The organism is Arthrobacter sp. ISL-30, from assembly GCF_018613855.1.
Classification (GTDB): domain Bacteria; phylum Actinomycetota; class Actinomycetes; order Actinomycetales; family Micrococcaceae; genus Arthrobacter.
The window spans coordinates 22,783-44,537 of sequence record NZ_JAGGPK010000045.1 but is presented as its reverse complement, the minus strand read 5'-3'; the positions used below and the strand labels follow the sequence as shown (position 1 = coordinate 44,537).

The 21,755-nt window shown below is 63.5% G+C and carries 18 protein-coding genes and 1 pseudogene; 2 read left to right on the top strand and 17 right to left on the bottom strand.

Going from position 1 to position 21,755, the window contains the following annotated elements:
• Positions 1-3 precede the first annotated feature (3 nt).
• The 12 genes and pseudogenes from J7E82_RS17080 to J7E82_RS17025 form a co-directional block, all read right to left on the bottom strand.
• Complete coding sequence (locus J7E82_RS17080) at positions 4-921, bottom strand: ATP-binding cassette domain-containing protein (RefSeq protein ID WP_214864787.1); 918 nt, start codon at positions 919-921, stop codon at positions 4-6.
• A 15-nt stretch (positions 922-936) separates the two neighbouring features.
• Positions 937-1,980: an ABC transporter permease gene (locus tag J7E82_RS17075; protein ID WP_214864785.1), complete on the bottom strand. Its 1,044-nt coding sequence runs from the start codon at positions 1,978-1,980 to the stop codon at positions 937-939.
• Between the two features lie 69 nt (positions 1,981-2,049).
• Positions 2,050-3,048 (bottom strand): substrate-binding domain-containing protein, encoded by a 999-nt coding sequence (locus J7E82_RS17070; protein WP_214864783.1) that lies wholly within the window; start codon positions 3,046-3,048, stop codon positions 2,050-2,052.
• A gap of 216 nt (positions 3,049-3,264) precedes the next feature.
• The gene (locus J7E82_RS17065; RefSeq protein ID WP_214864781.1) at positions 3,265-4,689 is read right to left on the bottom strand and encodes a sugar porter family MFS transporter; all 1,425 of its coding nucleotides are present in this window, start codon (positions 4,687-4,689) and stop codon (positions 3,265-3,267) included.
• Positions 4,686-5,561 carry a sugar phosphate isomerase/epimerase family protein gene (locus J7E82_RS17060; protein ID WP_214864779.1) on the bottom strand — a complete coding sequence of 292 codons (876 nt, stop codon included), beginning with the start codon at positions 5,559-5,561 and terminating at the stop codon, positions 4,686-4,688. Before J7E82_RS17060 ends, J7E82_RS17065 begins: the two co-directional genes overlap by 4 nt.
• Before the next feature lie 134 nt (positions 5,562-5,695).
• Positions 5,696-6,709: a Gfo/Idh/MocA family protein gene (locus J7E82_RS17055; RefSeq protein WP_214864777.1), complete on the bottom strand. Its 1,014-nt coding sequence runs from the start codon at positions 6,707-6,709 to the stop codon at positions 5,696-5,698.
• Positions 6,710-6,762: 53 nt separating this feature from the next.
• Positions 6,763-7,680, bottom strand: a complete 918-nt coding sequence (locus J7E82_RS17050; RefSeq protein ID WP_214864775.1) for a sugar phosphate isomerase/epimerase — start codon at positions 7,678-7,680, stop codon at positions 6,763-6,765.
• A 189-nt stretch (positions 7,681-7,869) separates the two neighbouring features.
• Positions 7,870-9,381: pseudogene (locus J7E82_RS17045) on the bottom strand (CoA-acylating methylmalonate-semialdehyde dehydrogenase); the annotation flags it as partial.
• Positions 9,382-9,414: 33 nt separating this feature from the next.
• Positions 9,415-11,343 carry a 3D-(3,5/4)-trihydroxycyclohexane-1,2-dione acylhydrolase (decyclizing) gene (gene iolD / locus J7E82_RS17040; protein WP_374223634.1) on the bottom strand — a complete coding sequence of 643 codons (1,929 nt, stop codon included), beginning with the start codon at positions 11,341-11,343 and terminating at the stop codon, positions 9,415-9,417.
• A gap of 39 nt (positions 11,344-11,382) precedes the next feature.
• Positions 11,383-12,324: a deoxyribose-phosphate aldolase gene (locus tag J7E82_RS17035; RefSeq protein WP_214864772.1), complete on the bottom strand. Its 942-nt coding sequence runs from the start codon at positions 12,322-12,324 to the stop codon at positions 11,383-11,385.
• Complete coding sequence (gene iolC / locus J7E82_RS17030) at positions 12,321-13,331, bottom strand: 5-dehydro-2-deoxygluconokinase (protein ID WP_214864770.1); 1,011 nt, start codon at positions 13,329-13,331, stop codon at positions 12,321-12,323. The genes J7E82_RS17035 and iolC overlap by 4 nt, the downstream gene beginning before the upstream one ends.
• A 184-nt stretch (positions 13,332-13,515) precedes the next feature.
• A complete protein-coding gene (locus J7E82_RS17025; RefSeq protein ID WP_214864768.1) occupies positions 13,516-13,920 on the bottom strand; it encodes a tautomerase family protein in 405 nt (134 codons plus the stop codon).
• Between the two features lie 51 nt (positions 13,921-13,971).
• Here J7E82_RS17025 and J7E82_RS17020 point away from each other — a divergent pair, with 51 nt between their 5' ends.
• Positions 13,972-14,412, top strand: coding sequence for a substrate-binding domain-containing protein (locus tag J7E82_RS17020; protein ID WP_214864766.1), 441 nt, complete (start codon positions 13,972-13,974; stop codon positions 14,410-14,412).
• A 102-nt stretch (positions 14,413-14,514) separates the two neighbouring features.
• Here J7E82_RS17020 and sucD read toward each other — a convergent pair whose 3' ends face one another.
• The 5 genes from sucD to J7E82_RS16995 form a co-directional block, all read right to left on the bottom strand.
• Complete coding sequence (gene sucD, locus J7E82_RS17015) at positions 14,515-15,417, bottom strand: succinate--CoA ligase subunit alpha (RefSeq protein WP_214864764.1); 903 nt, start codon at positions 15,415-15,417, stop codon at positions 14,515-14,517.
• A gap of 12 nt (positions 15,418-15,429) precedes the next feature.
• A complete protein-coding gene (gene sucC / locus J7E82_RS17010) occupies positions 15,430-16,599 on the bottom strand; it encodes an ADP-forming succinate--CoA ligase subunit beta (protein WP_214864762.1) in 1,170 nt (389 codons plus the stop codon).
• A 223-nt stretch (positions 16,600-16,822) separates the two neighbouring features.
• Positions 16,823-17,521 carry a hypothetical protein gene (locus tag J7E82_RS17005; protein WP_214864760.1) on the bottom strand — a complete coding sequence of 233 codons (699 nt, stop codon included), beginning with the start codon at positions 17,519-17,521 and terminating at the stop codon, positions 16,823-16,825.
• 59 nt (positions 17,522-17,580) lie between these two features.
• Positions 17,581-20,091 (bottom strand): DNA helicase PcrA, encoded by a 2,511-nt coding sequence (gene pcrA / locus J7E82_RS17000; protein ID WP_214864757.1) that lies wholly within the window; start codon positions 20,089-20,091, stop codon positions 17,581-17,583.
• 64 nt (positions 20,092-20,155) lie between these two features.
• Positions 20,156-21,067 carry an inositol monophosphatase family protein gene (locus J7E82_RS16995; protein WP_214864756.1) on the bottom strand — a complete coding sequence of 304 codons (912 nt, stop codon included), beginning with the start codon at positions 21,065-21,067 and terminating at the stop codon, positions 20,156-20,158.
• A 37-nt stretch (positions 21,068-21,104) separates the two neighbouring features.
• On the opposite strand from J7E82_RS16995, the gene J7E82_RS16990 reads away from it, so the two are divergent.
• Complete coding sequence (locus J7E82_RS16990; protein ID WP_214864754.1) at positions 21,105-21,755, top strand: hypothetical protein; 651 nt, start codon at positions 21,105-21,107, stop codon at positions 21,753-21,755.

The following is a 21,755-nucleotide window of genomic DNA, read 5'->3' as shown; positions in this document are numbered from 1 at the left end:
AAGCTAGTGTCGGGACTCGCCCCCGGTCTGGGCGACATCAGCTACTTCGTTCTGGACTTCCTTCACTATGTCGGAGTGTCCGCCGAGCTGTTCGAGCTCATGGGCCAGTTCCGCCAACTCCGCACCGCCGGCCATTTGGGCGGTCAGCTCGTCGAGGGTGATGTCCTTTTTCTCGTAGTAGCCGATGGAACGGCCGCGTTTGAGGAGCAGGAAGCGGTCACCGACGGGGAAGGCGTGGTGCGGATTGTGGGTGATGAAGATGACCCCCAGCCCGCGGTCGCGGGCCTGCAGGATGTAGCGGAGAACGACGCCGGACTGCTTGACACCCAGCGCGGCCGTCGGTTCGTCAAGGATCAGGACCTTCGCGCCGAAGTACACAGCGCGGGCGATCGCCACGCACTGGCGTTCACCGCCCGAGAGTTGGCCGATGGGCTGCTCGACATCGCGCAGGTCGATGCCCATGTCGGCCAGTTCCTTCTTGGTGATGTCCTTCATTTTCTGGACATCCATGCGGCGGAATGGGCCCACACCGGTGGTGAGCTCGGAGCCGAGGAAGAAGTTGCGCCAGATCGGCATCAGGGACACGACGGCGAGGTCCTGGTACACGGCCGCGATGCCGGCGTCGAGGGCTTCGCGGGGGCTGCTTAGCTTCCGCTCCTCCCCCATGATCTTGAAGACGCCTTCGTCATGTTGGTGCAGCCCGGCGACGATCTTGATCAGGGTTGATTTGCCAGCACCGTTGTCCCCCAGGACGCAGGTCACGCGACCGTTGTCCACGGCCATGGTGACGTCCCGGAGGGCGACGATGTTGCCGTAGTGTTTGCCCACTGCTTCCAGGGACAGCAGGTGCACCGGGGTATGGGTCAGCGGGTCTTTTTCATCCTTCAGCAGGGTCTGCTGGTCAATCTGCTTGGCATTCATGGGTGTTCAGCCCCTCTACTTGAGCTCGGCGCGGCGCTTGACGATCAGGTTGACGATGGTGGCCAGAAGCAGCATCAGGCCCAGGAAGAACTTGAACCAGTCCGGGTTCCACTGTGCGTAGACGATGCCCTTATTGGCCATGCCAAAGATAAAGGCACCGATCGCCCCACCCACGGCCGAGCCGTAACCGCCAGTGAGCAGGCAGCCACCGATCACTGCGGCGATGATGTAGAGGAACTCGTTGCCCACCCCTTCGCCGGACTGGACTGCGTCGAAGGCAAATAGGTTGTGCATGCCCAGGACCCAGGCGCAGAACCCAACGGCCATGAAAAGGCCGATCTTGGTCGCCTTGACCGGGACACCGACGGCGCGGGCTGCATTTGCGTCGCCGCCAACTGCGAAGATCCAGTTCCCGACCCTCGTGCGAAGCAGCACCCAGGAGGCTACGGCGACCATCGCGATCCAGATGAACACCGTGTTGTTCACGTCCACCCCACCAATTTTCACCGAGGAGGAGAACACCGCCCGGGCCGACTGGTAACCGTCCATGCTCGAGATGGAGGGGGACGACACGCCACCACCGATCAGCCGGGTCAGGCCCAGGTTCAGCCCGGTCAGCATCAGGAAGGTCGCCAAGGTGACGATGAAGCTGGGCAGCTTGGTCTTCATCAGGATCCAACCGTTGATAAAGCCAATGGCCAGTGACACGACCAGGGCCAGGAGCACGCCGACCCAGACATTCATCGAAAAATACCAGCTGAACATGGAGGCTGTCAGGGCCGAGCTGATGACTGCAACGCCGGTGGAAAGGTCGAACTCGCCGCCAATCATCAGCAGTGAGACACCCACCGCCATGATGCCGATCGTGGAGCTGCCATACAGGACGGTAGCGAAGGCGTTCGGCTGGATGAACGTCTGGGACACCGAGGCAAAGAAGACGAAGAGGACGATCGCGCCGACAAGAGCGCCGACTTCCGGCCGGCCGAGCAGTTTCTGGAGTGGGCTTTTCCGGGTTACGCGTTCGTCCCGGGCTGTAGGTTGGACGGCTGTTTGGGTCATGGTGATTCTCCTACCTAGGGCCGGATCCCTGGCCGTTGACGGGCCACGGATCCGGCTGGAAGGGTGTCCTTAGCGGACGCCTTCCTGGGCGAACTTGAGCACGTCCGGGGCAGCGGACTTGTCGATGATGGAAGGACCGGTCAGCACCGGGAGGCCGCCGCCAACGTGGATACCGGCGCGCTTCGCCTGCCACAGGGCGTCGACGGAACCGTAGCCCTGCAGCCACGGCTGCTGGTCAACCGTGAAGGCGACTTTGCCATCAATGATGGCCTGTGCGAGTTCGCCATTCATGTCGAAAGAGGCCACCTTGACCTTGTCCTGAAGGTTCAGCGACTCAACGGCCTTGTTGATGGTCAGCGTGAAGGGCGCACCAAGTCCGATGATGGCGTCAGCCTCGGGGGTTGCCTGCAGCTTCGCCGTCACAGTGGAGGACACCTGGGTCATGTCTGTGCCCTGGACGAACAGGTTCTCAGTGGTGGGGATCTTCGACTTGACACCTGCGCAACGTGAATCCAACGCCACGTTGCCCTGTTCCATGATCACGCAAATCGGGCGCTTGACACCGAGGCTGTTGAGCTTTTCACCGACAGCGGCTCCCGCGAGGTTTTCATCAGACCCGAAGTGGGTGAAGGCGCCGATACCCCTCCAGACGTCGGCACCGGAGTTCAGGCTGACAATGGGAATTCCGGCATCTGTGGCCTTCTTCAAAGCATCCCTGAGGGCGTCCGGCTTGGCCAGGGTGACGGCGATTCCGTCCACCTTCTGGTCAACGGCCTGCTGGATGAGCTGGGCCTGGCGTCCGCCTTCAGGATCCGAGGTATAAAGCAGTTCAACGTTGTCCTTGGCTGCAGCCTCCTCGGCACCCTTGCGAAGGATGTCCCAGAAGGTATCGCCCGGTGCAGCGTGCGTGATAAGCGCCACCTTCATTCGAGGTGTGCTGGCTACCTGTCCGCCTCCGCCGCTTCCGGCTTCCGGCTGCCTTCCGCCGGTGCTGGAGCAGGCGGAAAGGGCCATCAGGGGAATAACAGCTGCCATAACAGCGGCCTTCCGCCAGGAAAATTTCGTCACGGTGAATCTCCTTTGATCTCTGGCTCTGGGCCGCCACCTTGCGGCCACAGGAGCTTCTAGAACGATCATGGTGATTCAGCTCACCAATGTCAATAGTTTGTCCTGACATCAGGATGTTTTAACTTACAAAGAACATAAGCAAACAAAAAAGCACTGGAAACAACGAAACTTCTCCGTCGTCTCCAGTGCTTTTGACTGGTTCCTGGTTCCCGGGACCTAAGCCCGGACAACAGCCGCCTGCAAGCCGGCCCGAGCCTTGAAGTAGTGCTCCAGGTCTTCCAAGGACTTGCCGCGGGTCTCAGGAACGAACTTGGCAGCGAACGTGATTGCCGCAATCCCCAGCAACACAAAAACGAAGAAGGTGTTCGAGATGCCAATGGCAGAAAGCAACTGCGGGAATCCGAAGCCGATCAGGAAGTTGACTATCCACAAGACGAACGCTGAAATACCCATGCCAATACCGCGCATCTTGAGCGGGAAGATCTCAGAGAGCATGAGCCAGGTCACCGGCGAAATCGCACCTTGCTGGAAGGCAAGGAACGTCACGGTGAGCGACAGGATCACAAAGCCGCGGACCATGCCCTCCGGCAACACCAGGGAGGCGACCCCGATCAGCAGCAGCGCCGACGTCGTGCCGATCTGCCCCGTGATCAGCATGGGACGGCGCCCCACTTTGCCCAGCAGCCAGATCCCCACGAAGGTTGCCAGCACGGAGATGACGCCGTTGGCGATGTTTGCCACCAAGGCGCCTTCCGTGCCGAAGCCCGCCTGGGTCAGGATTTGAGTGCCGTAGTACATGATCGAGTTGACGCCCGTGATCTGCTGGATGACGGCCAGGCCGAGCCCGACAAAGAAGATATGACGCAGCCATGGCTCGCCGAGGTCCTTGAGCGACCCCATTTTGGACTTGTAGTCCTCCACGGCCAATGCCTTCACCTCGTCGAACTCCGTGCGCGCTTCCTCCGCCGAACGTACTTTCTGAAGCACGGTCAGGGTCTCACCGAAGCTGCCCATGGAAGCGAGCCAGCGGGGACTCTCAGGCATCATCAGCATGCCGAACCAGAGGAAGATCGCCGGGAGGGTGGCCAGGACAAGCATCCAGCGCCAGACGCCGGCACTCTCGCCCCAGGTGTTGCCGATGACGGCGTTGAACACAAACGCCATGAGCTGCCCGGAAACGATCATGAGCTCGTTTTGGGTGACGATCCGGCCTCGCAGGCGCGATGGCGACATCTCCGCCAGGTAAACCGGCACCATGACCGAGGCGCCTCCCACGGCGAGCCCCAGGATCAGCCGTGCGACAACCATGATTTCGGTGGTAGGTGCAAGGGTGCAGCCGAGTGTGCCCAGGAGGAAGACGAAAGCGAGGACCAGTATCATCTTCCGCCGGCCGTGCCGGTCGGCGAGCCGTCCTCCGGTGAGGGCACCGAAGGCTGCCCCGAAGAGGAGCGACGACGTGACGATGCCTTCCGTCAATGGCGTCAGGCCGAGGTCCGTCTGCATATAGGGCAGCGCGCCGTTGATAACCCCGGTGTCGTACCCGAAGAGCAGACCGCCGAAGGTGGAGATGATTGTTACCCGACGGAGGGCGCGTTTATGATCCAGGGGGGCTCTCTGTTTAGAACGGAAATACGTCGTCATTCGCCTGCCTTACGGACATACTCACCTATGGTCTCCAGCTGGAAGCGGGACACTTCCTGTGCGTTCTCGTTTTCCGCAAAGACGCTGGAGACCATGACAGTGTTTTCACGGTCAAGGAAGCCGATTTCCTTCAGCCCGCCGAAGAACTCATCCCAGTTCACGTCACCGTCGCCAATCTTCAGGTGCTGGTGCACGCGGACGGCGTTGCCTGGCGGGTTGGTGATGTAGCGCAGGCCGTGCGAAGCGTGGTGGTCCATGGTGTCCGAGACGTGGACCAGGCGCAGCTTGTCGCCTGCGGCGCGCATAATCTCCAGTGGCTTGTTGCCCATGTGGAAGGTGTGCGAGGCGACGTAGACCATGCCGATGTTCGGGGAGTTGACGCCGCGGAGGACGCGGAGCGCGGCCAGCCCATCCTCGACGAAGTCGTCCGGATGCGGGTCAATCAGCACATCCAGGCCTTCACGCTCGATGATGGGGAGCAGCTCCTCCATGGAACGGTAGAAAGCACGCTCCGATTCCTCGGCCTTTTCAGGGCGGCCGCTGAACTCGGTGTTCATGGTCTTTACGCCGAGGTCCACGGTGATCTGGATAGCGCGCTTCCAGTAGCGGACGGCGGCCTCGCGGGCGTCCTCGTCAGGTCCGGACCACCGCAGCACCGGAAGCACCGAAGCGATTTCCACGCCAGCGTCCTTACACGCCTTGTTCAGCTGCCGCACGAGCTCGTCGTCGGCCTTGGGGTGGTTGAAGAAGGGGATGAAGTCCGCATGCGGCGTCATCTGCAGGTACTTGTAGCCGAGGTCGGCTGCCACGAGCGGAAATTCCAGCAGGCTGTGGCTGTGATGGAAGGGCGTGGGGTCCAGTGCAATTTTCATGGTCACTCCTTTGTGGTCGGCTCAGGTTTTGGAGGGCATAAGTTTTTGGAGGGGCACAAGGCGATAGCCGGCCGGCATCCCCGGCCGGCCATCCCCAGGCACCGCGCTCTGTGCCGCTGTTCGGCGTCGCCTGTTTAGTTGTAGAGGTCCGGCTTGGCGTTCAGCTGGACTTTCACCTTTTCGCCCGACTTCTGGGCTTCGACGCCGGCCTCGCAGCACGCGGCGGTGGCGTAGCCGTCCCAAGCGGTGGGCCCGCCTATTTCACCATGGCGGGCGGCGTCCACCCAGGCCTGGACCTCGACGTCGTAAGCTGCGCCGAAGCGCTCCTCAAAGCCGGGCGTCACACGCCCGCCCCAGCGTCCGGCGGTACGCACGTACGGTCCGCCGTCGCCGCCGATGTTCACGATCCCGTCCTCGAAGGACGCCTGGGTTGCTACCTCGTAGCCAAACTTGGCGTTGACGTAGATTTCGACGTCGGCCAGCACACCGGACTCGGTTTCCAGGAGGACATGCTGAGGGTCATGCTGTCCCTTCGGGGCGTTGCGGGTGGGCTTGCCAAGCCGGACCTGCACCGAGGTGATTTCCTCGCCTGTGAAGAAGCGGATCGCGTCGAATTCGTGAACCACGGAGTCGTTGATGAGCATCTCGTTGGTGAAGCCTTCGGGAGTGGTCGGATTGCGGTGCTGATGGTGCAGCATGAGCAGTTCACCCAGTTCGGCGTCGCGGATGATGGACCCCAGGGCCGCGTATTCGGCGTCGAAACGGCGCATGAAGCCCACCTGGATCCGCTTGTGCCCGAGGGCCGTCTCTGCCTCCACCACTCGCCAGGCGCTCTCGGCATCGGGGGTCAGAGGCTTTTCGCAGAGGATCGGAAAGTCCTTTTCGAGCGCTTTGTAAAGGATCTCCTCGTGCAGGAAGCCCGGCGTGGCGATCAGTACTGCGTTGACGTCACCATTGTTGAGGGCTTCCTCAGCACTGGCCAGTGCCACGGCGCCGTCAATGCCTTCAATGGCAGCCTGTGCTCGGGCGAGGTCAACATCGACGACGGCCGCAACCTCGGCGCCGTGGATGCGAGTGTTGAGGCGCTTGATGTGGTCCGCACCCATGCGTCCTGCGCCGACGACGGCGACGCGGAGGTTATCAGTCATTGTTCTTCCTTAGTTACGGTGGTTGGCGTAAGCAGTTGTTTCGGTGGCGGCCGTTAGCCCACTGTGGTGCGGGAGCCGCAGGAGAGCAGGTAGTTGCGGGTCCGCTTGGCGATCGGCATGGGGACGTCGAACGCAATCGGGTACATGTCCTGCTCCACGATGCCGAAGATTGGACGGTTCAGGCCTTCCACCGCTTCGATGACGGCGCGCAGGTCCGGCAGCCCGTTCGGCGGCTCGGTCATGACGCCGGCCAGGTTGGCAGCGGCCCACGTCATGTTTTCTTCGTTGACCTTCTTCAGGATCTCCGGGTTGATCTGCTTCAGGTGCAGGTAGCCAATACGGTCCGGGTGGTTCTTGATGAGTTCCAGGCTGGAAGCCCCGCAGTATTCCGCGTGCCCGGTGTCCAGGCAAAGGTTCAGGTACTTGGGGTCGGTGGCAGCTAGGAGGGTTTCGATGTCCTCCTGGGCGCCGACGTGGGAGTCCGCATGGGAGTGGAACTGCTGCTTGAGGCCGAAGTCCTCGAGCAGGACCTTGCCCATCCGGTTGTGGCCGGCGAACAAGTCCGCCCACTGGCGGTCGTTGAGCTGGCCGCTCTCCACCGCCTCGCCCGTGACGTCGTCGCGCCACATGGCGGGGATGACCACAATGTGCTCGCCGCCCATAGCGGCAGTCAGCTCTGCTACCTTACGGGCAGGCTCCCACGCTTCGTCGTACTGCTCCGCGCCGCGGTGGAACGCGGTGAAGACCGTGCCTGCGGTGACCTTGAGATCCCGCTGCTTGAGCTCTTCGGCCAGCCGCGCCGGCTCGGTGGGCAGGTAGCCGTAGGGGCCGAGCTCGATCCACTTGTAGCCGGATTCCGCCACCTCATCCAGGAAACGTTCCCACGGAGTCTGCTTGGGGTCATCCGCGAACCACACGCCCCACGAGTCCGGAGCGGTTCCGATGATGAGCTTGTTTTCTACTTCAGTCATGACAGCATTGTCTTTCTTTTGTCGACTTGCACCGGGCAATGTTTGGGCCAGTAAACCCGGGGCTTAGTCCCGGTGGGTCCGACCTTCGGTGCCGTCGTCGGCGCGGCCGGGAACGGCGTCCTCTCCCCCGGCCAGGTGGTCGGGGAGGCCTTCGGCGATGCCGTCGTGGCGGACGGCGTGGTCGTCGGCGTGCGAGGGGAAGTTGTAGGAGGCACCGGACGCGTGGGTGGCTTCGGGCCAGCGGGACGTGACGACTTTGCCGCGGGTGTAGAACGAGACGCCTTCCGGGCCGTAGATGTGCTTGTCGCCGAACAGCGAGGCCTTCCAGCCGCCGAAGGAGTGGTACGCCACCGGCACAGGGAGGGGGACATTGATGCCGACCATGCCCACGGTGACCGCGCGCTGGAACTTCCGGGCGGCGGCGCCGGAGGAGGTGAAGATGGCGGTGCCGTTGCCGTAGGGGTTGGCGTTGATCAGCTTGATGCCCTCCTCGAGGTCGTTCACGCGGACGACGACGAGGACGGGGCCGAAGATCTCCTCGGTATAGGCACTCATTCCGGTCTTGACGTGGTCGATCACGGTGGGCCCGACCCAGAAGCCTTCCTCGTGGCCGGGGACCACGAGATCGCGGCCGTCCACCACCATCGCTGCCCCGGCGGCTTCGGCTTCGGTGACGATCCTGACGATGCGTTCCTTCGAAGCCGGCGTGATCACCGGGCCCATTTCGGCGTCGGGTTCGGTGCCGTTCTTGACCTTCACGGCCAGGGCACGATCTTCGACTTTCTTGACCAGCAGGTCAGCGGCGTCCCCGACGGCGACCGCCACCGAGATGGCCATGCAGCGTTCCCCGGCGGAGCCGAACGCGGCGGCGGCGAGGTGGTCGGCGGCGTTGTCCAGGTCCGCATCCGGCAGAATGATCGCATGGTTCTTCGCCCCGCCCAGGGCCTGGACCCTTTTGCCGTGCTTCGTGGCGGTTTCGTGCACGTACTGGGCGATCGGGGTGGAGCCGACGAAGGAGATGCCGTCCACGTCCGGGTGGGTCAGCAGGCCGCCAACGGTTTCCTTGTCCCCGTGCAGGACCTGGAACACCCCGTCCGGCAGGCCAGCCTGCTTCCAGAGCCTGGCGAGCAGCAGCGAGGCGGAGGGGTCGCGTTCGGAGGGCTTGAGGATGAACGCGTTCCCGGTGGCGATCGCCATCGGCGCCATCCACAACGGCACCATCACCGGGAAATTGAACGGCGTAATCCCGGCGACCACGCCGAGGGGCTCACGGAAGGAGAACACATCGATGCCGGTGGAGACCTGGTCCGAGTACTCACCCTTCAACAGCTGCGGGATACCGCAGGCAAACTCAACCACTTCCAGGCCGCGGCCAATCTCGCCCTTCGCGTCCGAGATCACCTTGCCATGCTCGGCCGTGACCAGGGCGGCGAGCTCGTCGACGTGGGAGGCGACCAGTTCACGGAACTTGAACAGCACCGCGGTGCGCTTGGCCAGGGAGATGTCGCCCCACTTTTCCGAAGCAGCCTTGGCTGCGGAGACGGTGGCGTCCAGGTCGGCCCGGTTCGCCAGCCGCAACTCCGCGGTGACCTGCCCTGTGGCCGGGTTGTAGACCGGCTGGGTGCGGTCGCCTTCACCGGGGGTCTCGGCGCCGTTGATGAAATGGTTGATGGTTGTGGTGGTCGTCGTTGACGGTGTCATCAGAAAAGTTCCTCGCTCTGTGTATTGAGGGCGTCAGCCGAGCAGTTTGCGCTGGCGGGACTTGTGGTCGATGTAGGTGTTGAAGGCGTTCTTGGTGGATTCGAGTTCGGAGACTTCCGAGACGGGCACGTCCCACCAGGATTCGGAGCTCGGGGCGTCCAGCAGCGGATCGGATTCGACGTGGATCACGATCGGCCCGGTCTCTTCCGGGGCGGCCTTGGCGTCGCGGATGGCCTGTTCGAGTTCGGCGATGACTTTCTCGCCGGGTTCGATCCGGATGACTTTCGCGCCCAGGGACTCGGCATTGGTGGCCAGGTCGATCGGCAGCCGCTCACCGTCGTCGAAGGAGTGTTGTTCCTTGTCCAGGACGCGGTATTGGGTGCCGAAGCGCTGCGAACCCAGCGACTCGGAGAGTGAGCCGATGGAGGCGTAGCCGTGGTTCTGGATCAGGACCACGATCAGCTTGATCCGTTCGGCGACGGCGGTGACCAGTTCCGTGTGCATCATCAGGTAGGACCCGTCCCCCACCATGACCACGACGTCGCGCTGCTCACCGCTGGCTGCGGCTTCGGCCAGGGCGGCGCGCTTGACGCCCAGCCCTCCCGGGATCTCATAGCCCATGCAGGAGTACGCGTACTCCACGTGGTAGCCGAACGGGTCACTGACCCGCCACATCTTGTGCAGGTCCCCGGGCAAGGAACCCGCAGCACAGATCACCACATCCTGGGCGTCCATGGCGCGGTTGGTGGCGCCGATGATCTCGTTCTGCGCCGGCAATGGGGTATGCCGGGTGTCGAACGCCTCATCCACGATCCCGTCCCAGCGCTGCTTCTCCGCGGCAATCCGCTGTTCGAGGTCAGCGCCGACGCGGTAGCCGCCCAGGACCTGGTTCAGCTTCACCAAAGCCTTGCGGGCATCGGCCACGATCGGCAGGGATGTGCCGTGCTTGTACGCGTCGATCGGTGCGACGTTGATGTTGATGAAGCGCACGTCCGGGTTCTGGAACGCCGTCCGCGAGGCGGTGGTGAAGTCCTCGTACCGGGTGCCGATCCCGATGACCAGGTCAGCCTCCGCGGCCAGGGCGTTCGCCGCCGTCGTCCCCGTCGAACCAATCGCACCAACCGAGTATTTGTGGTCCCACGGCAGGACCCCTACGCCGGCCTGCGTGTTCCCCACCGGGATACCCGTCAGTTCCACGAACTTCGCGAGTTCCTCGTTCGCGTAGGCGTACAGCACGCCACCGCCGGCAACAATCAGCGGTCGCTTCGCAGCACGGATCGCCTCGGCTGCGCGGCGGATGTCATCGTCCTCGGCCTCCGGGCGGCGGATCCGCCACTCACGCTCGGCCAGGAACTCCTCCGGAACATCCAGCGCTTCGGCCTGAACGTCCTGCGGCAGGGAGATCGTCACAGCACCGGTCTCGGCCGGGTCGGTGAGCACGCGCAGGCCGTGGTGGAAGGCCGAGAACAGCTGCTCCGGCCTCGAGACCCGGTCGAAGAACTTGGACAGTGGCCGGAACGCGTCATTGACCGTGATGTCATACGCATACGGCTGTTCGAGCTGCTGCAGCACCGGATCCGCCGCCCGAGTGGCGAACGTGTCACTGGGCAGCAGCAGCGCCGGCAAACGGTTGGTCGTGGCCAAGGCAGCCCCCGTGAGCAGGTTGGAGGAACCCGGGCCGATCGAGGTGCTGATCGCAAAGGTCTGACGCCGCCGGGTATGCCGGGCATACCCCACAGCCTGGTGCACCTGGGCTTGCTCATTCCGGCCCTGGTAGTACGGCATGATCCTCGGATCAGCAGCCTGGTACTGCTTCAACGCCTGCCCGACACCGGCAACATTGCCGTGCCCGAAAATGCCGAAGGTCCCCGGGATCAGGCGCTCCCGATAATCCTGGCCCCCAACGGAATCGACCGTGTACTGCCTGGACAGGTACTCGACCACGGCCTGCGCCACGGTCATCCGGCGGAAACCTGTTCCTGTTGCTGTTCCCATTGAGTCTTACTCCGATACTTTCACAGGGGTACGGACCTCGTTCGACGCCGTGGTGGGCGATTTCTGCAGCAGCGAGGCTGCGGCGGCCACGGCCCCGGCGACATCGCCGTCGGCCGGGTAGAGCAGGGTCCGACCCACGGTCAGGCCCTGCACCCCGGGCAGCGCCAGGGCGGCTTCCCAGCTTGCGAAAACCTCGTCCTGGCCGGCGTCCGGGTCCCCGCCCAACAACACGGTCGGCAACGTGGTCGCCGCCATTACCCGCTCCATCTCCGCCACCACCGGCAGCTTCATCCAGGTGTAGGCGCTCGTGGAACCCAGGCCCTCGGCGATCGCGATCGACTTAATGACAGCGTCCGGGGACAGGTCGTTACGGACCCTGCCGTTCTCCCATGTTGAGAGGAAGGGCTCCACCATCGCGATGAGCCTGCGCTCGGCCAGGGAGTCAATGGCTTTCGCTGTGGCTTCCAGCAGGGACACGGTATCGGGGTCGCCCAGGCAGATCCGAGTCAGCATCTTCCCGCCGTCGGCCCCCAACTCCTCGAGCGCGGCCGCGGTGTGGCCGGTGAAGCGGTCATCGAACTCGTTCACCAGCCCGGACAGCCCGCCACGGTTCATCGACCCGAACACCAGCTTGCCCTCCAACGCGCCCAGCAGCAGCAGGTCATCCATGATGTCCGGGGATGCCAGGATGCCGTCAACAGCAGGGTTCGCCAAGGCGATCTGCAAGCGGTCCAGCAGGTCCCTCCGGTCCGCCATCGCCACCGGGTTGTTGCCCACGGCGAGGGCACCACGAGCCGGATGGTCGGCAGCGACAATGAAGTTCTGCGTCCCGTGCCGCGGCCCGGGGTGCCGACGGCGGGCAGCAGCCGCGCGCGCGATTGCCGTCGGGTCCTCCAAACGGATCGCGGCCAGGTGTTCGTAACGGCGAGGGTCGTCGTTGACGGTCATCGCGCGGCTCCTTCGGTAGCGGGGGCAATAGTCGAGTCAGGGACCAGGCGTCCGCGTTCGGCCAGCAGCGAGGTGACTTCTTCCGGCGTCGGCATCGCATCAGCGCAGGAGAGCCGGGAGGCGACAATGGCCCCGGCCGCATTGGCATAATCCAGGACTTGGGCCAGCGGCCAGCCGGACAACAGACCGTGGCAGAAGGCACCGCCGAAGGAGTCGCCGGCGCCCAGGCCATTCAAGGTTTCCACCGGAACGGGAGCCGAGACAACGCGCTCGGTACGGGTCTTCGCCATCACACCCTCGGGACCAAGCTTCACGACGGCGATCTCAACACCCGCAGCCAGCAGGCGGTCCGCCTGCTCATCGGGAGTGCCTTCGCCGACGGCTACGGCGCACTCCTTGTCATTGCCGATCGCCACGGTGACGTGCGGCAGGACTTTGGCAACCTCAGCCTGGGCCTCCTCTTCCGAGGCCCAGAACATCGGACGGTAATCGAGGTCCAGGATGGTGTACTGTCCCGGCTTCAGGCCCGCCCGAGGACGCGACTCATGTGCCTTGATATGCGCCTCCCGGCTGGGCTCCTGGCACAAGCCCGTCACGGTGGACCAGAAGATGCCGGCCTCCCGGATCGCCTCCACATCGAGCTCTTCGGCCCTGATCTGCAGGTCCGGTGCCGTGGGAAAACGGCCGTAGAAGTAGAGCGGGAAATCATGCGGGGGCTGGATTGCACAGAACGTAGCTGGTGTCTGGAGCCCCTGCACCGGAGAGACGAAGGTGTCGTCAACACCAAATTTCCTCAGCTCCTTGTGCAGGTACCTGCCGAAGGGGTCATCGCCGGTCCGACTGATGACGCCCGTCCGTCGCCCATGACGGGCCGCCGCCACGGCGACGTTCGACGGGGAACCGCCAAGATACTTGCCGAAGGAAGCTACGTCCTCCAGGTCCACTCCAATATCGTTCGGGTAGATATCAACGCTGATTCGCCCGATCGTGAGCAGTTCGTGGGTCACAGTAATCGTGGACCTTTCTTTTGAAGTCAATCCGGCAGGACAGAAGGGCTTCGTAGCTGTCCGCCCTACACGTGAGCGGGACCACAACCACTACTTTGCACCAGAATTTATGTCCTGTCAAAAGTTTGTACTGACATATTTACAACATACACAATGGGTCAAGAAGACGCTCTTCAGCGCTGGCCTATTTGGCCGGGACTGCCAGCTCACCAGTGACGTATTGAGCCCGACCAAACCCGAAGGACCAGTCGCCGGGAGCGTTTTCGACATAGCCGACGAAGACGTCTTCGCCGGCAACGCCGATTCCGATCAGGCGTTCGGCTATGGCCGCAAAGAGCGATTGCTTGGCCTCCTGGCTCCGCCCTCCCTGGGTGAAGATCTGGATCATGACAACGCCACTACTGCGCTCGAAGCCCAGTCCGGCATCTTGGGCGAAGATCTGCCCCTGCGGGTGCTCAGTGAGGATATGGAAGTAGTCCCGCTCCGGGATTCCGTATTCCGCAAGGATTGCGTCATGGATCACCTTGCTCAGAGTGGCAAGTTCCTCGGCGCTACGGCCTTGGTTGACGTCGATTCTGACGAGGGGCACGTCCCACTCCTTCAATAGTTTGTCCTGACATAATAACAAAGTACTCCGAGCATGCAACAGGAGGATCCAGCCAAACCTGACAATGAAGGCCCAGATGGCATAGTGGTTTATTGTGAGCCAGCAGCCCCGCACCGCCCGTTCCGTAACCATGGAGGATGTTGCCCGCATGACGGAAATGGGCGGCAGGAAGGCGATGGAGGAGTTCCTCTCCTCCGGGCAGGAGGTTCCCACGGCGGTTTCGCGGACAACGACCTCACCGCCATCGGCGTCCTGGAGGCACTCATGGGCCACGGACTGGGCGTCCCGGGCGACGTGGCGGCATCCACGCTAGTGGGGCTGACCTCCATCGACCAGCATTCGCGAGAACTCGGAAGGACCGCCGCCGCCACCATGTTGCAGCGATTGTCCGATCCCGACAGGGAGCCTTCCATCACCAATCTTGGACCCACGCTCGTGGTTCGCCGGACCACCGATCCCTCGTGGAGGGGCTAGCAACTGCCTTAAACGCCGACGGCGTCCGTCACCTTCGCAGGGAAGGTGACGGACGCCGTCGTTAGTTCCAGCTACAGGCCCCCGGCTAAGGGGACTGTTCGCCTAGAGGGCTGCGTAAACCTCGCGCAGCAGTGCGGCGGTCTCGGACGGCGTCTTGCCGACCTTCACGCCTGCTGCTTCGAGGGCTTCCTTCTTGGCCTGGGCGGTACCGGCTGAGCCTGAGACGATGGCGCCTGCATGGCCCATGGTCTTGCCCTCGGGAGCGGTGAAGCCTGCCACGTAGCCGACGACCGGCTTGGTGACGTTGGCCTTGATGAAGTCCGCGGCACGTTCTTCGGCGTCGCCACCGATTTCGCCGATCATGACGATCGCCTTGGTCTCGGGGTCAGCTTCGAAAGCGGCCAGCGCGTCGATGTGGGTGGTGCCGATGACGGGGTCGCCACCGATGCCGATAGCGGTGGAGAAACCGAGGTCCCGCAGTTCGTACATCATCTGGTAGGTCAGGGTCCCGGACTTGGAGACGAGGCCGATGGGGCCCTTGCCTGTGATGGTGGCCGGGGTGATGCCCACAAGGGACTCGCCCGGGGTGATGATGCCGGGGCAGTTCGGGCCGATGATGCGCGTGACCTGGTTGCCGTCGGCGTCCAGCTTGGACTGCGCGAGGGCCCAGAATTCGGCCGAGTCCTGCACGGGCACGCCTTCTGTGATGACCACGACGAGGCCGATGCCTGCTTCGATGGCTTCCACTACGGCGTCCTTGGTGAAGGCCGGGGGAACGAAGACGATCGAAACGTCGGCGCCGGTCTCGGCCATGGCTTCCTTGACGGTGCCGTAGACGATGATGTCCTTGCCACCATGCACGACGACGGAGCCAGCCTTGCGGGCGTTGACGCCGCCGACGATGTTGGTTCCGGCAGCCAGCATCAGCTTGGTGTGCTTGGTGCCTTCGCCGCCGGTGATGCCCTGGACGATGACCTTGGAGTCCTTGTTGAGGTAGATAGACATTCTCGTGTCCCTTTACTTAGCGGCGTGGGCGAGCTCGGCGGCCTTGTCGGCGCCCTCGTCCATGGTGGCAGCCAGGGTCACCAGCGGGTGGTTGGCTTCGGTGAGGATGCGGCGGCCTTCTTCGACGTTGTTGCCGTCCAGGCGCACGACCAGCGGCTTGTTCGCTTCCTTGCCGAGTTCGGCGAGGGCGCCCACGATGCCCTTGGCGACGGCGTCACACGCGGTGATGCCACCGAAGACGTTGACGAACACGCTCTTGACCTGCTCGTCGCCCAGGATGATGGACAGGCCGTTGGCCATGACCTCAGCCGAGGCTCCGCCGCCGATGTCCAGGAAGTTTGCCGGCTTCACGTTGCCGTGGTTTTCGCCTGCGTAGGCCACAACGTCCAGGGTGGACATGACCAGACCGGCGCCATTGCCGATCACGCCGACTTCGCCGTCAAGCTTGACGTAGTTGAGGTCCAGTTCCTTGGCCTTGGACTCGAGCGGGTTGGCGGACTCCTTGTCCTCCAGCTCGGCGTGGTGCGGGTGGCGGAAGTCGGCGTTCTCGTCGAGGGAGACCTTGCCGTCCAGGGCAACGATGTCGCCTGAGCCGGTCTTGACGAGCGGGTTGACCTCCACCAGGGTGGCGTCTTCCTTCTTGAAAACATCCCAGAGCTTCAGGATGACGTCGGCTACCTTGCCGCGCAGTTCCTCAGCGAAGCCGGCGGTTGCGACGATTTCGTCGGCCTTGGCCTGGTCGATACCCACGGCGGGGTCGATGGATACCTTGGCGAGGGCCTCCGGGCGCTCGACGGCGAGCTGCTCGATTTCCATGCCGCCTTCAACCGAGCACATGGCCAGGTAGTTGCGGTTGGCTCGGTCCAACAGGACGGAGAAGTAGTATTCCTCAGCAATGTCAGCGCCCTGGGCGATCATGACCTTGTTGACCGTGTGGCCTTTGATGTCCATGCCCAGGATGTTCGTAGAGTGCTCAAGGGCCTCATCGGCGGACTTGGCAACCTTGACACCGCCGGCCTTGCCGCGCCCACCGATCTTTACCTGCGCCTTGACGACGGTGACGCCGCCGATCTTCTCGGCAGCAGCCTTTGCTTCTTCAGGGGTGTGCGCCACGATGCCGGCGAGCACGGGTACACCGTGCGCTTCGAACATATCGCGCGCCTGATATTCAAACAGGTCCACGGTTTAGTGTCCTTCTACGTCGAAGTAGTTTCTGAACAGCCGGAAACCACGTTGACCGCGATAGCCAGCTGCGGAGAGTACGCGCTGCAGGGCCGACGCCGAGGCCGGTCACATTACGTAAGTTCCACAGGGAACTTTAGCCCTTTGGGCAGTCCCGCCTGATCCACAGTACCTGTTAAGTGAGTAACCACACAGTTCTATCAGACGTAGAAATGCCCTTGTATTATGCGGATTTTGAGGGACTCGGACTGTTTGTCGGCGCTGGTGGGGACACGATCTGGTACGCATCACGGCCTACGAAGAAGGCAACCCCGGCCGACACATTTCCGCAGGCAACCCCTCCGTTATAGGCGGAGCAGCGAAGCCCGTTGCGCTCGATGTTTTGTCCGTCTTCGAGCACCGGAACCTCGGCGATCGGCCCCTTGCGGCTGCCGTTGGGGCCGAACTCCGCCTCCATCTCGGTCACGCCCGACCTGCACCCGCCATAGGTGGCCTTCTCGGGGGTGAGCAGGATCGTACCGCCGAGGTATCCCAGGCCTGTTCCCGCGCAGTCATCCTTCACGTCGTCCGAGGCCGGTTTGGGATAATGCGCCAGCTCGCAGTGCACCACGGGGACTGTAGCGAGTTTGTTGTTGACGGGATCGCCATAGGAGTTGGGCTCGTAGGGAAGGTTGAGGTGATCCCCGCGGGCTGTGGTCATGGCACACACAATGTTTCGGTCCGGCGTCACAAACGCTACGTACTCGTCGTTCATCGTGAGGCCGGAAGGCTGCGAAACCGGAATCTGCGTGAGCTGCTCAAGGGGCGCCAACGGCGCGGGCGGAACATACTCCGGGTCCTTGGTGGCAACCGAGCAGGCGGTCACCACAGGCAGGAGCAGGGCAGCCGTGATCCCCAATACAGTCCGTCGCATGGCTCCCATTATGCCCGTGGATCGTTTTGCACCCGGGGAGCCCTCGCGACGTATGGTGCCTCCAAGTTTCAGGATTCCAGCTTGGTCAGCGGCGCGTACCGCAACAGGAGGCGCTTCTCCCCGATGTCGAACTTCACCTTGGCGACGGTCTTGTCCCCGGCGCCCTCGACGCCGACGACGGTTCCGTTTCCGAAGCTGGTGTGGTTGACTTTGTCCCCCACCACCAAGGAGATGACTTCCTTTTGCGGCTGCACCCGATTGCGGGCCACTGATGCCGGTACATCGGCGTCGAACCCTGCGGTGGCGCTGGCGGCCGGACCGCGGGAGGTGCCCGCACCCCAGAACGACCCGCTATAGCGTTCGGACCCGATGGGCCCACCGCTACTCCAACCGGCGGATTGGCGGGCAGTACCTTCGCGCTTCCATTCCACGAGGTCGGACGGGATCTCTTGGATGAACTGGCTGGCCGGGTAGTACTGGCTCTGGCCCCACATGCTGCGCACTTCCGAGCGCGTCACATACAGGCGCTTCCGGGCCCGGGTCAGCCCCACATACGCCAGGCGGCGTTCTTCAGCCAGTTCCTTGGGATCGGTGGCGGAGCGCTGGTGCGGGAAGATTCCGTGCTCCATGCCCGTCAGGAACACCACCGGGAACTCGAGGCCCTTGGCGGTGTGGAGCGTCATCAGAGTGACGACGCCCATGCGCCTGGCCTCGGCCACCGCCGCTGCGGCTTCCTCCTCCGTGCCTGCAGGGGCGTCGGGGATCTGGTCGGCATCAGCCACGAGGGACACCTGCTCCAGGAACTCCTCAAGTGAACCTTCGGGGTTGTCGCGCTCGTACTCACGCACAACAGCGACGAGCTCGGCAAGGTTTTCCACTCGCGATTCGTCCTGGGGATCGTTGCTGGACCGCAGCCCCGCAAGGTAGCCGGTCTGTTCAAGAACGGCCTCGAGAGCTGCGGCAGCACCGGAACCCGAGGCGACTTCGGCGAGGTCGTCCAGGAGTTTCACGAAGCCCAGCACAGCGTTGACTGAGCGGCTTGCCATCCCTGGAGCCTCGGCGGCACGCCGGGCGGCGGTGATAAAGGAGGTGCGTTCCCGCTCGGCGAAGGCCGCCACGGCCCCTTCCGCACGGTCGCCGATGCCCCGCTTGGGTTCGTTAAGCACCCGACGCAGGTTGACGTCGTCGTCGGGGTTGACCAGCACGCGCAGGTAGGCGAGGGCGTCCTTGATTTCCTTACGCTCATAGAAGCGTGTGCCGCCCACAACTTTGTACGGCAGACCTACGCGCACCAGAACGTCTTCAATGGAACGGGACTGGGCGTTGGTGCGATAGAAGATGGCGACATCCCCGGGCCTCAGCCCGTCCTCGTCCTGGAGGCGGTCGATCTCCTTGGCGATGAACTGGGCTTCGTCGTGCTCATTCTCCGCAACGTAGCCGATGATCTTTTCGCCGTCGCCCTCGGCCGTCCACAGCCGCTTTTCAGGGCGGTTGGGGTTGCGTGAGATTACAGAGTTCGCCGCGCTCAGGATGTTCTGGGTGGACCGGTAATTCTGCTCCAGCTTGATGGTTCGGGCGTCGGGGTAGTCGTTCTCGAACTCCACAATGTTGCGGATGTCTGCACCACGGAACGCGTAGATGGATTGGTCGGAATCGCCGACGACGGTGAGCTCGCTGGCGTGGGGGCCTTCGCCGACGATTTCGCGGACCAGGGCGTACTGTGCATGGTTGGTGTCCTGGTATTCGTCCACCAGCACGTGCCGGAAGCGGCGGCGGTAGGACTCGGCGAGCGCCGGGAAGGCCCGGAACATGTAGACGGTCTGGGCGATGAGGTCGTCGAAGTCCATTGCGTTGGCTTGGCGCAGGCGCTGCGCATATCCCTTGAACACCTCGGCCACAGCCTGCTCGAACGGGTCGTTGTAATTGGCGGCAGCGGCGTAGGAATCATCGTCAATGAGCTCGTTCTTCAGCGCGGAGATCTTGTGCTGGATTGCCTTGGGCGCAAACTTCTTGGGGTCAAGGTCCAGGTTCTTGGCTACCAGGGTGATCAACCGGAGGGAGTCAGCGGAATCGTAGATGGAGAAGTTGGATTTCAGGCCGACGTTGACTGCCTCCCGCCGGAGGATCCGCACGCACGAGGAGTGGAACGTGGAGATCCACATGGCCTTGGCCCGTCCGCCAACAAGGGCCTCGATGCGTTCCCGCATCTCTGCGGCAGCCTTGTTAGTAAAGGTGATGGCCAGGATTTCGCCGTGGTGTGCACGCCGAGTGGCGATCAAGTAGGCGATCCGGTTGCTCAACACACGGGTCTTGCCGGAACCGGCCCCCGCCACGATCAGCAGGGGGCTTCCCGAGTGCTTGACCGCTTCTTCCTGCTGCGGATTCAGCCCTTGCAGCAGCGCTGCGGCGGATGGCAACGAATGCCGCTCGCGCCCGGAAGAACCTCCCGCGTCGCCGCCATAGCCGGAGGACGGCAGGCCGCTTTCCGTCGGCGAAATCGTGGACGGCGCAGCCTTCAGTGCGGTCCTGCTGCCGGCTTTGAACGGACCGTCTGCGTACGGGTCAAACAACATATCCATGGTGACACCAGTCTAGGCGGTGGGTCCGACGCTAAGGATCTGAGCCACAGCGGCACCTCGGTTTTCAGCTCAACATCGGCGTCGAGGTGAGGGCCTCGCGCAGTTCCCGCACCGCCGTCGAACCTCCTGCCATAAACCAGTCCAGGCCGTTGACCCTGACGACGTCGGTGTCCCCGCCGGCGGCGCGGACAATCGCCTTTCCGGGGAGCCAGTCCCACTCAGGGCAGCTGTGCTGGAACCAGCAACCAATCTCCCCATCCGCGACTCGGCCCAGATCGCACGAACCGGAGCCGAGCATCCGCAGGGACGCCGCGGAGATTGCCGCTGCGTGCCAGGGCATGGCGCAGCGTGGGTCCGCCAGCCAGGTGGGGTGGATGTACGTGGCGACCCCCAGCTCGGCCAGGGGAATTTCCGCCGGACCGGCAATTCGCTCCCCATTGAGGGTGGCCGGATGGCCCTCACCGCCGATCCACAGCTTGTCCAGCTCAGGCTGGTAGATCGCGCCAAGGATGACCGCCGGATCGGCGCCTCCGTTGGGGCCCGCGTTGCCGCCTGTCAGTGGATCGCTATCAGTTAGGGGATCGGCGTCAGTCAGTGGATCGCCGTCAGTAAGCGTATCAGCGTCCCTAAGGGCTATCGCGGAGCACCAGTACGTGGAGCCGTGCAGGAAGTTGTAGGTGCCATCCACGGGATCGATCACCCACATCCGGCCGCTGGATCCGGCCACGGATGCGCCTTCTTCACCCAGGACCCCGTCGTCCGGTCGGCACCGCTGCAACTGCTCGAGCACGTAGGCCTCCGCGGCCCGGTCGGCCGCCGTTACGATGTCCGACGTCGACGTCTTCCGCTCCCCTTGCAGGCCACCCAACCGCATGAGCAGCGCCAGCTGGCCGGCCTCGCGAACCAGGGCGGATGCCAGCTGGAAGTCGCTGAGCGATGGATCAAGTTCGGTTGCTGTGTGCCTGCCCGTGATCATGGATCCAGCTTAGGGTGCCTGCGGGATAATGGTGATCATGGCCAAGACTCCAGCGCAGCGCATCAAAAAGCACGGAAGCAAGGCCGTGTTACCCCAGCATCAGCTGCCTCCGGTGATCAACCCAACTACAAGCCGCTCTCCGCAGAAGGCCCAGAGCAACAGCAACCTGATCGTCATCGCCGGCGTAGTGGCCAGCCTCTTCCTGTTCTGGTACCTCCATCTGCTTACGCTGAACCAGATGACCCAGTTGTCCGGCGGCCTTGCCATGCCGGATTCCTTGGTGGGCGGCTTTTCGGTCGAGTACGTGGGCGATCTGCGCGCCGTCATGGACGACGACGCCCGAGGCCAGCTGAATTACGTCCACAAGACTGCCGGGACTCTCTTCCCGCTCATTTTTGGCTTCAGCTGGCTGCTCCTGATTGGCACCAACGTGTCCCGGAAGGCCCTGCGCTGGGCCATGTGGGCGGCCCCGCTGCTGTTCGCCGTCGTCCGTTTGTGGGGCAACGTCGCCATTGACACGGCCCTGGCATCCGCAACCCCCGACGCCGGAGCGGTGGCCCTGGCCTCCACCCTCACAGTCGCGGGGTGGGTGCTGTTCCTGCTCAGCCTATTCGCCGGGGGTGCCGCGGTGTTCCTGGGCCGGCGCGAGGCACGGCAATCGGCACGGCAGGCTGCTGCAGAGCGCTAA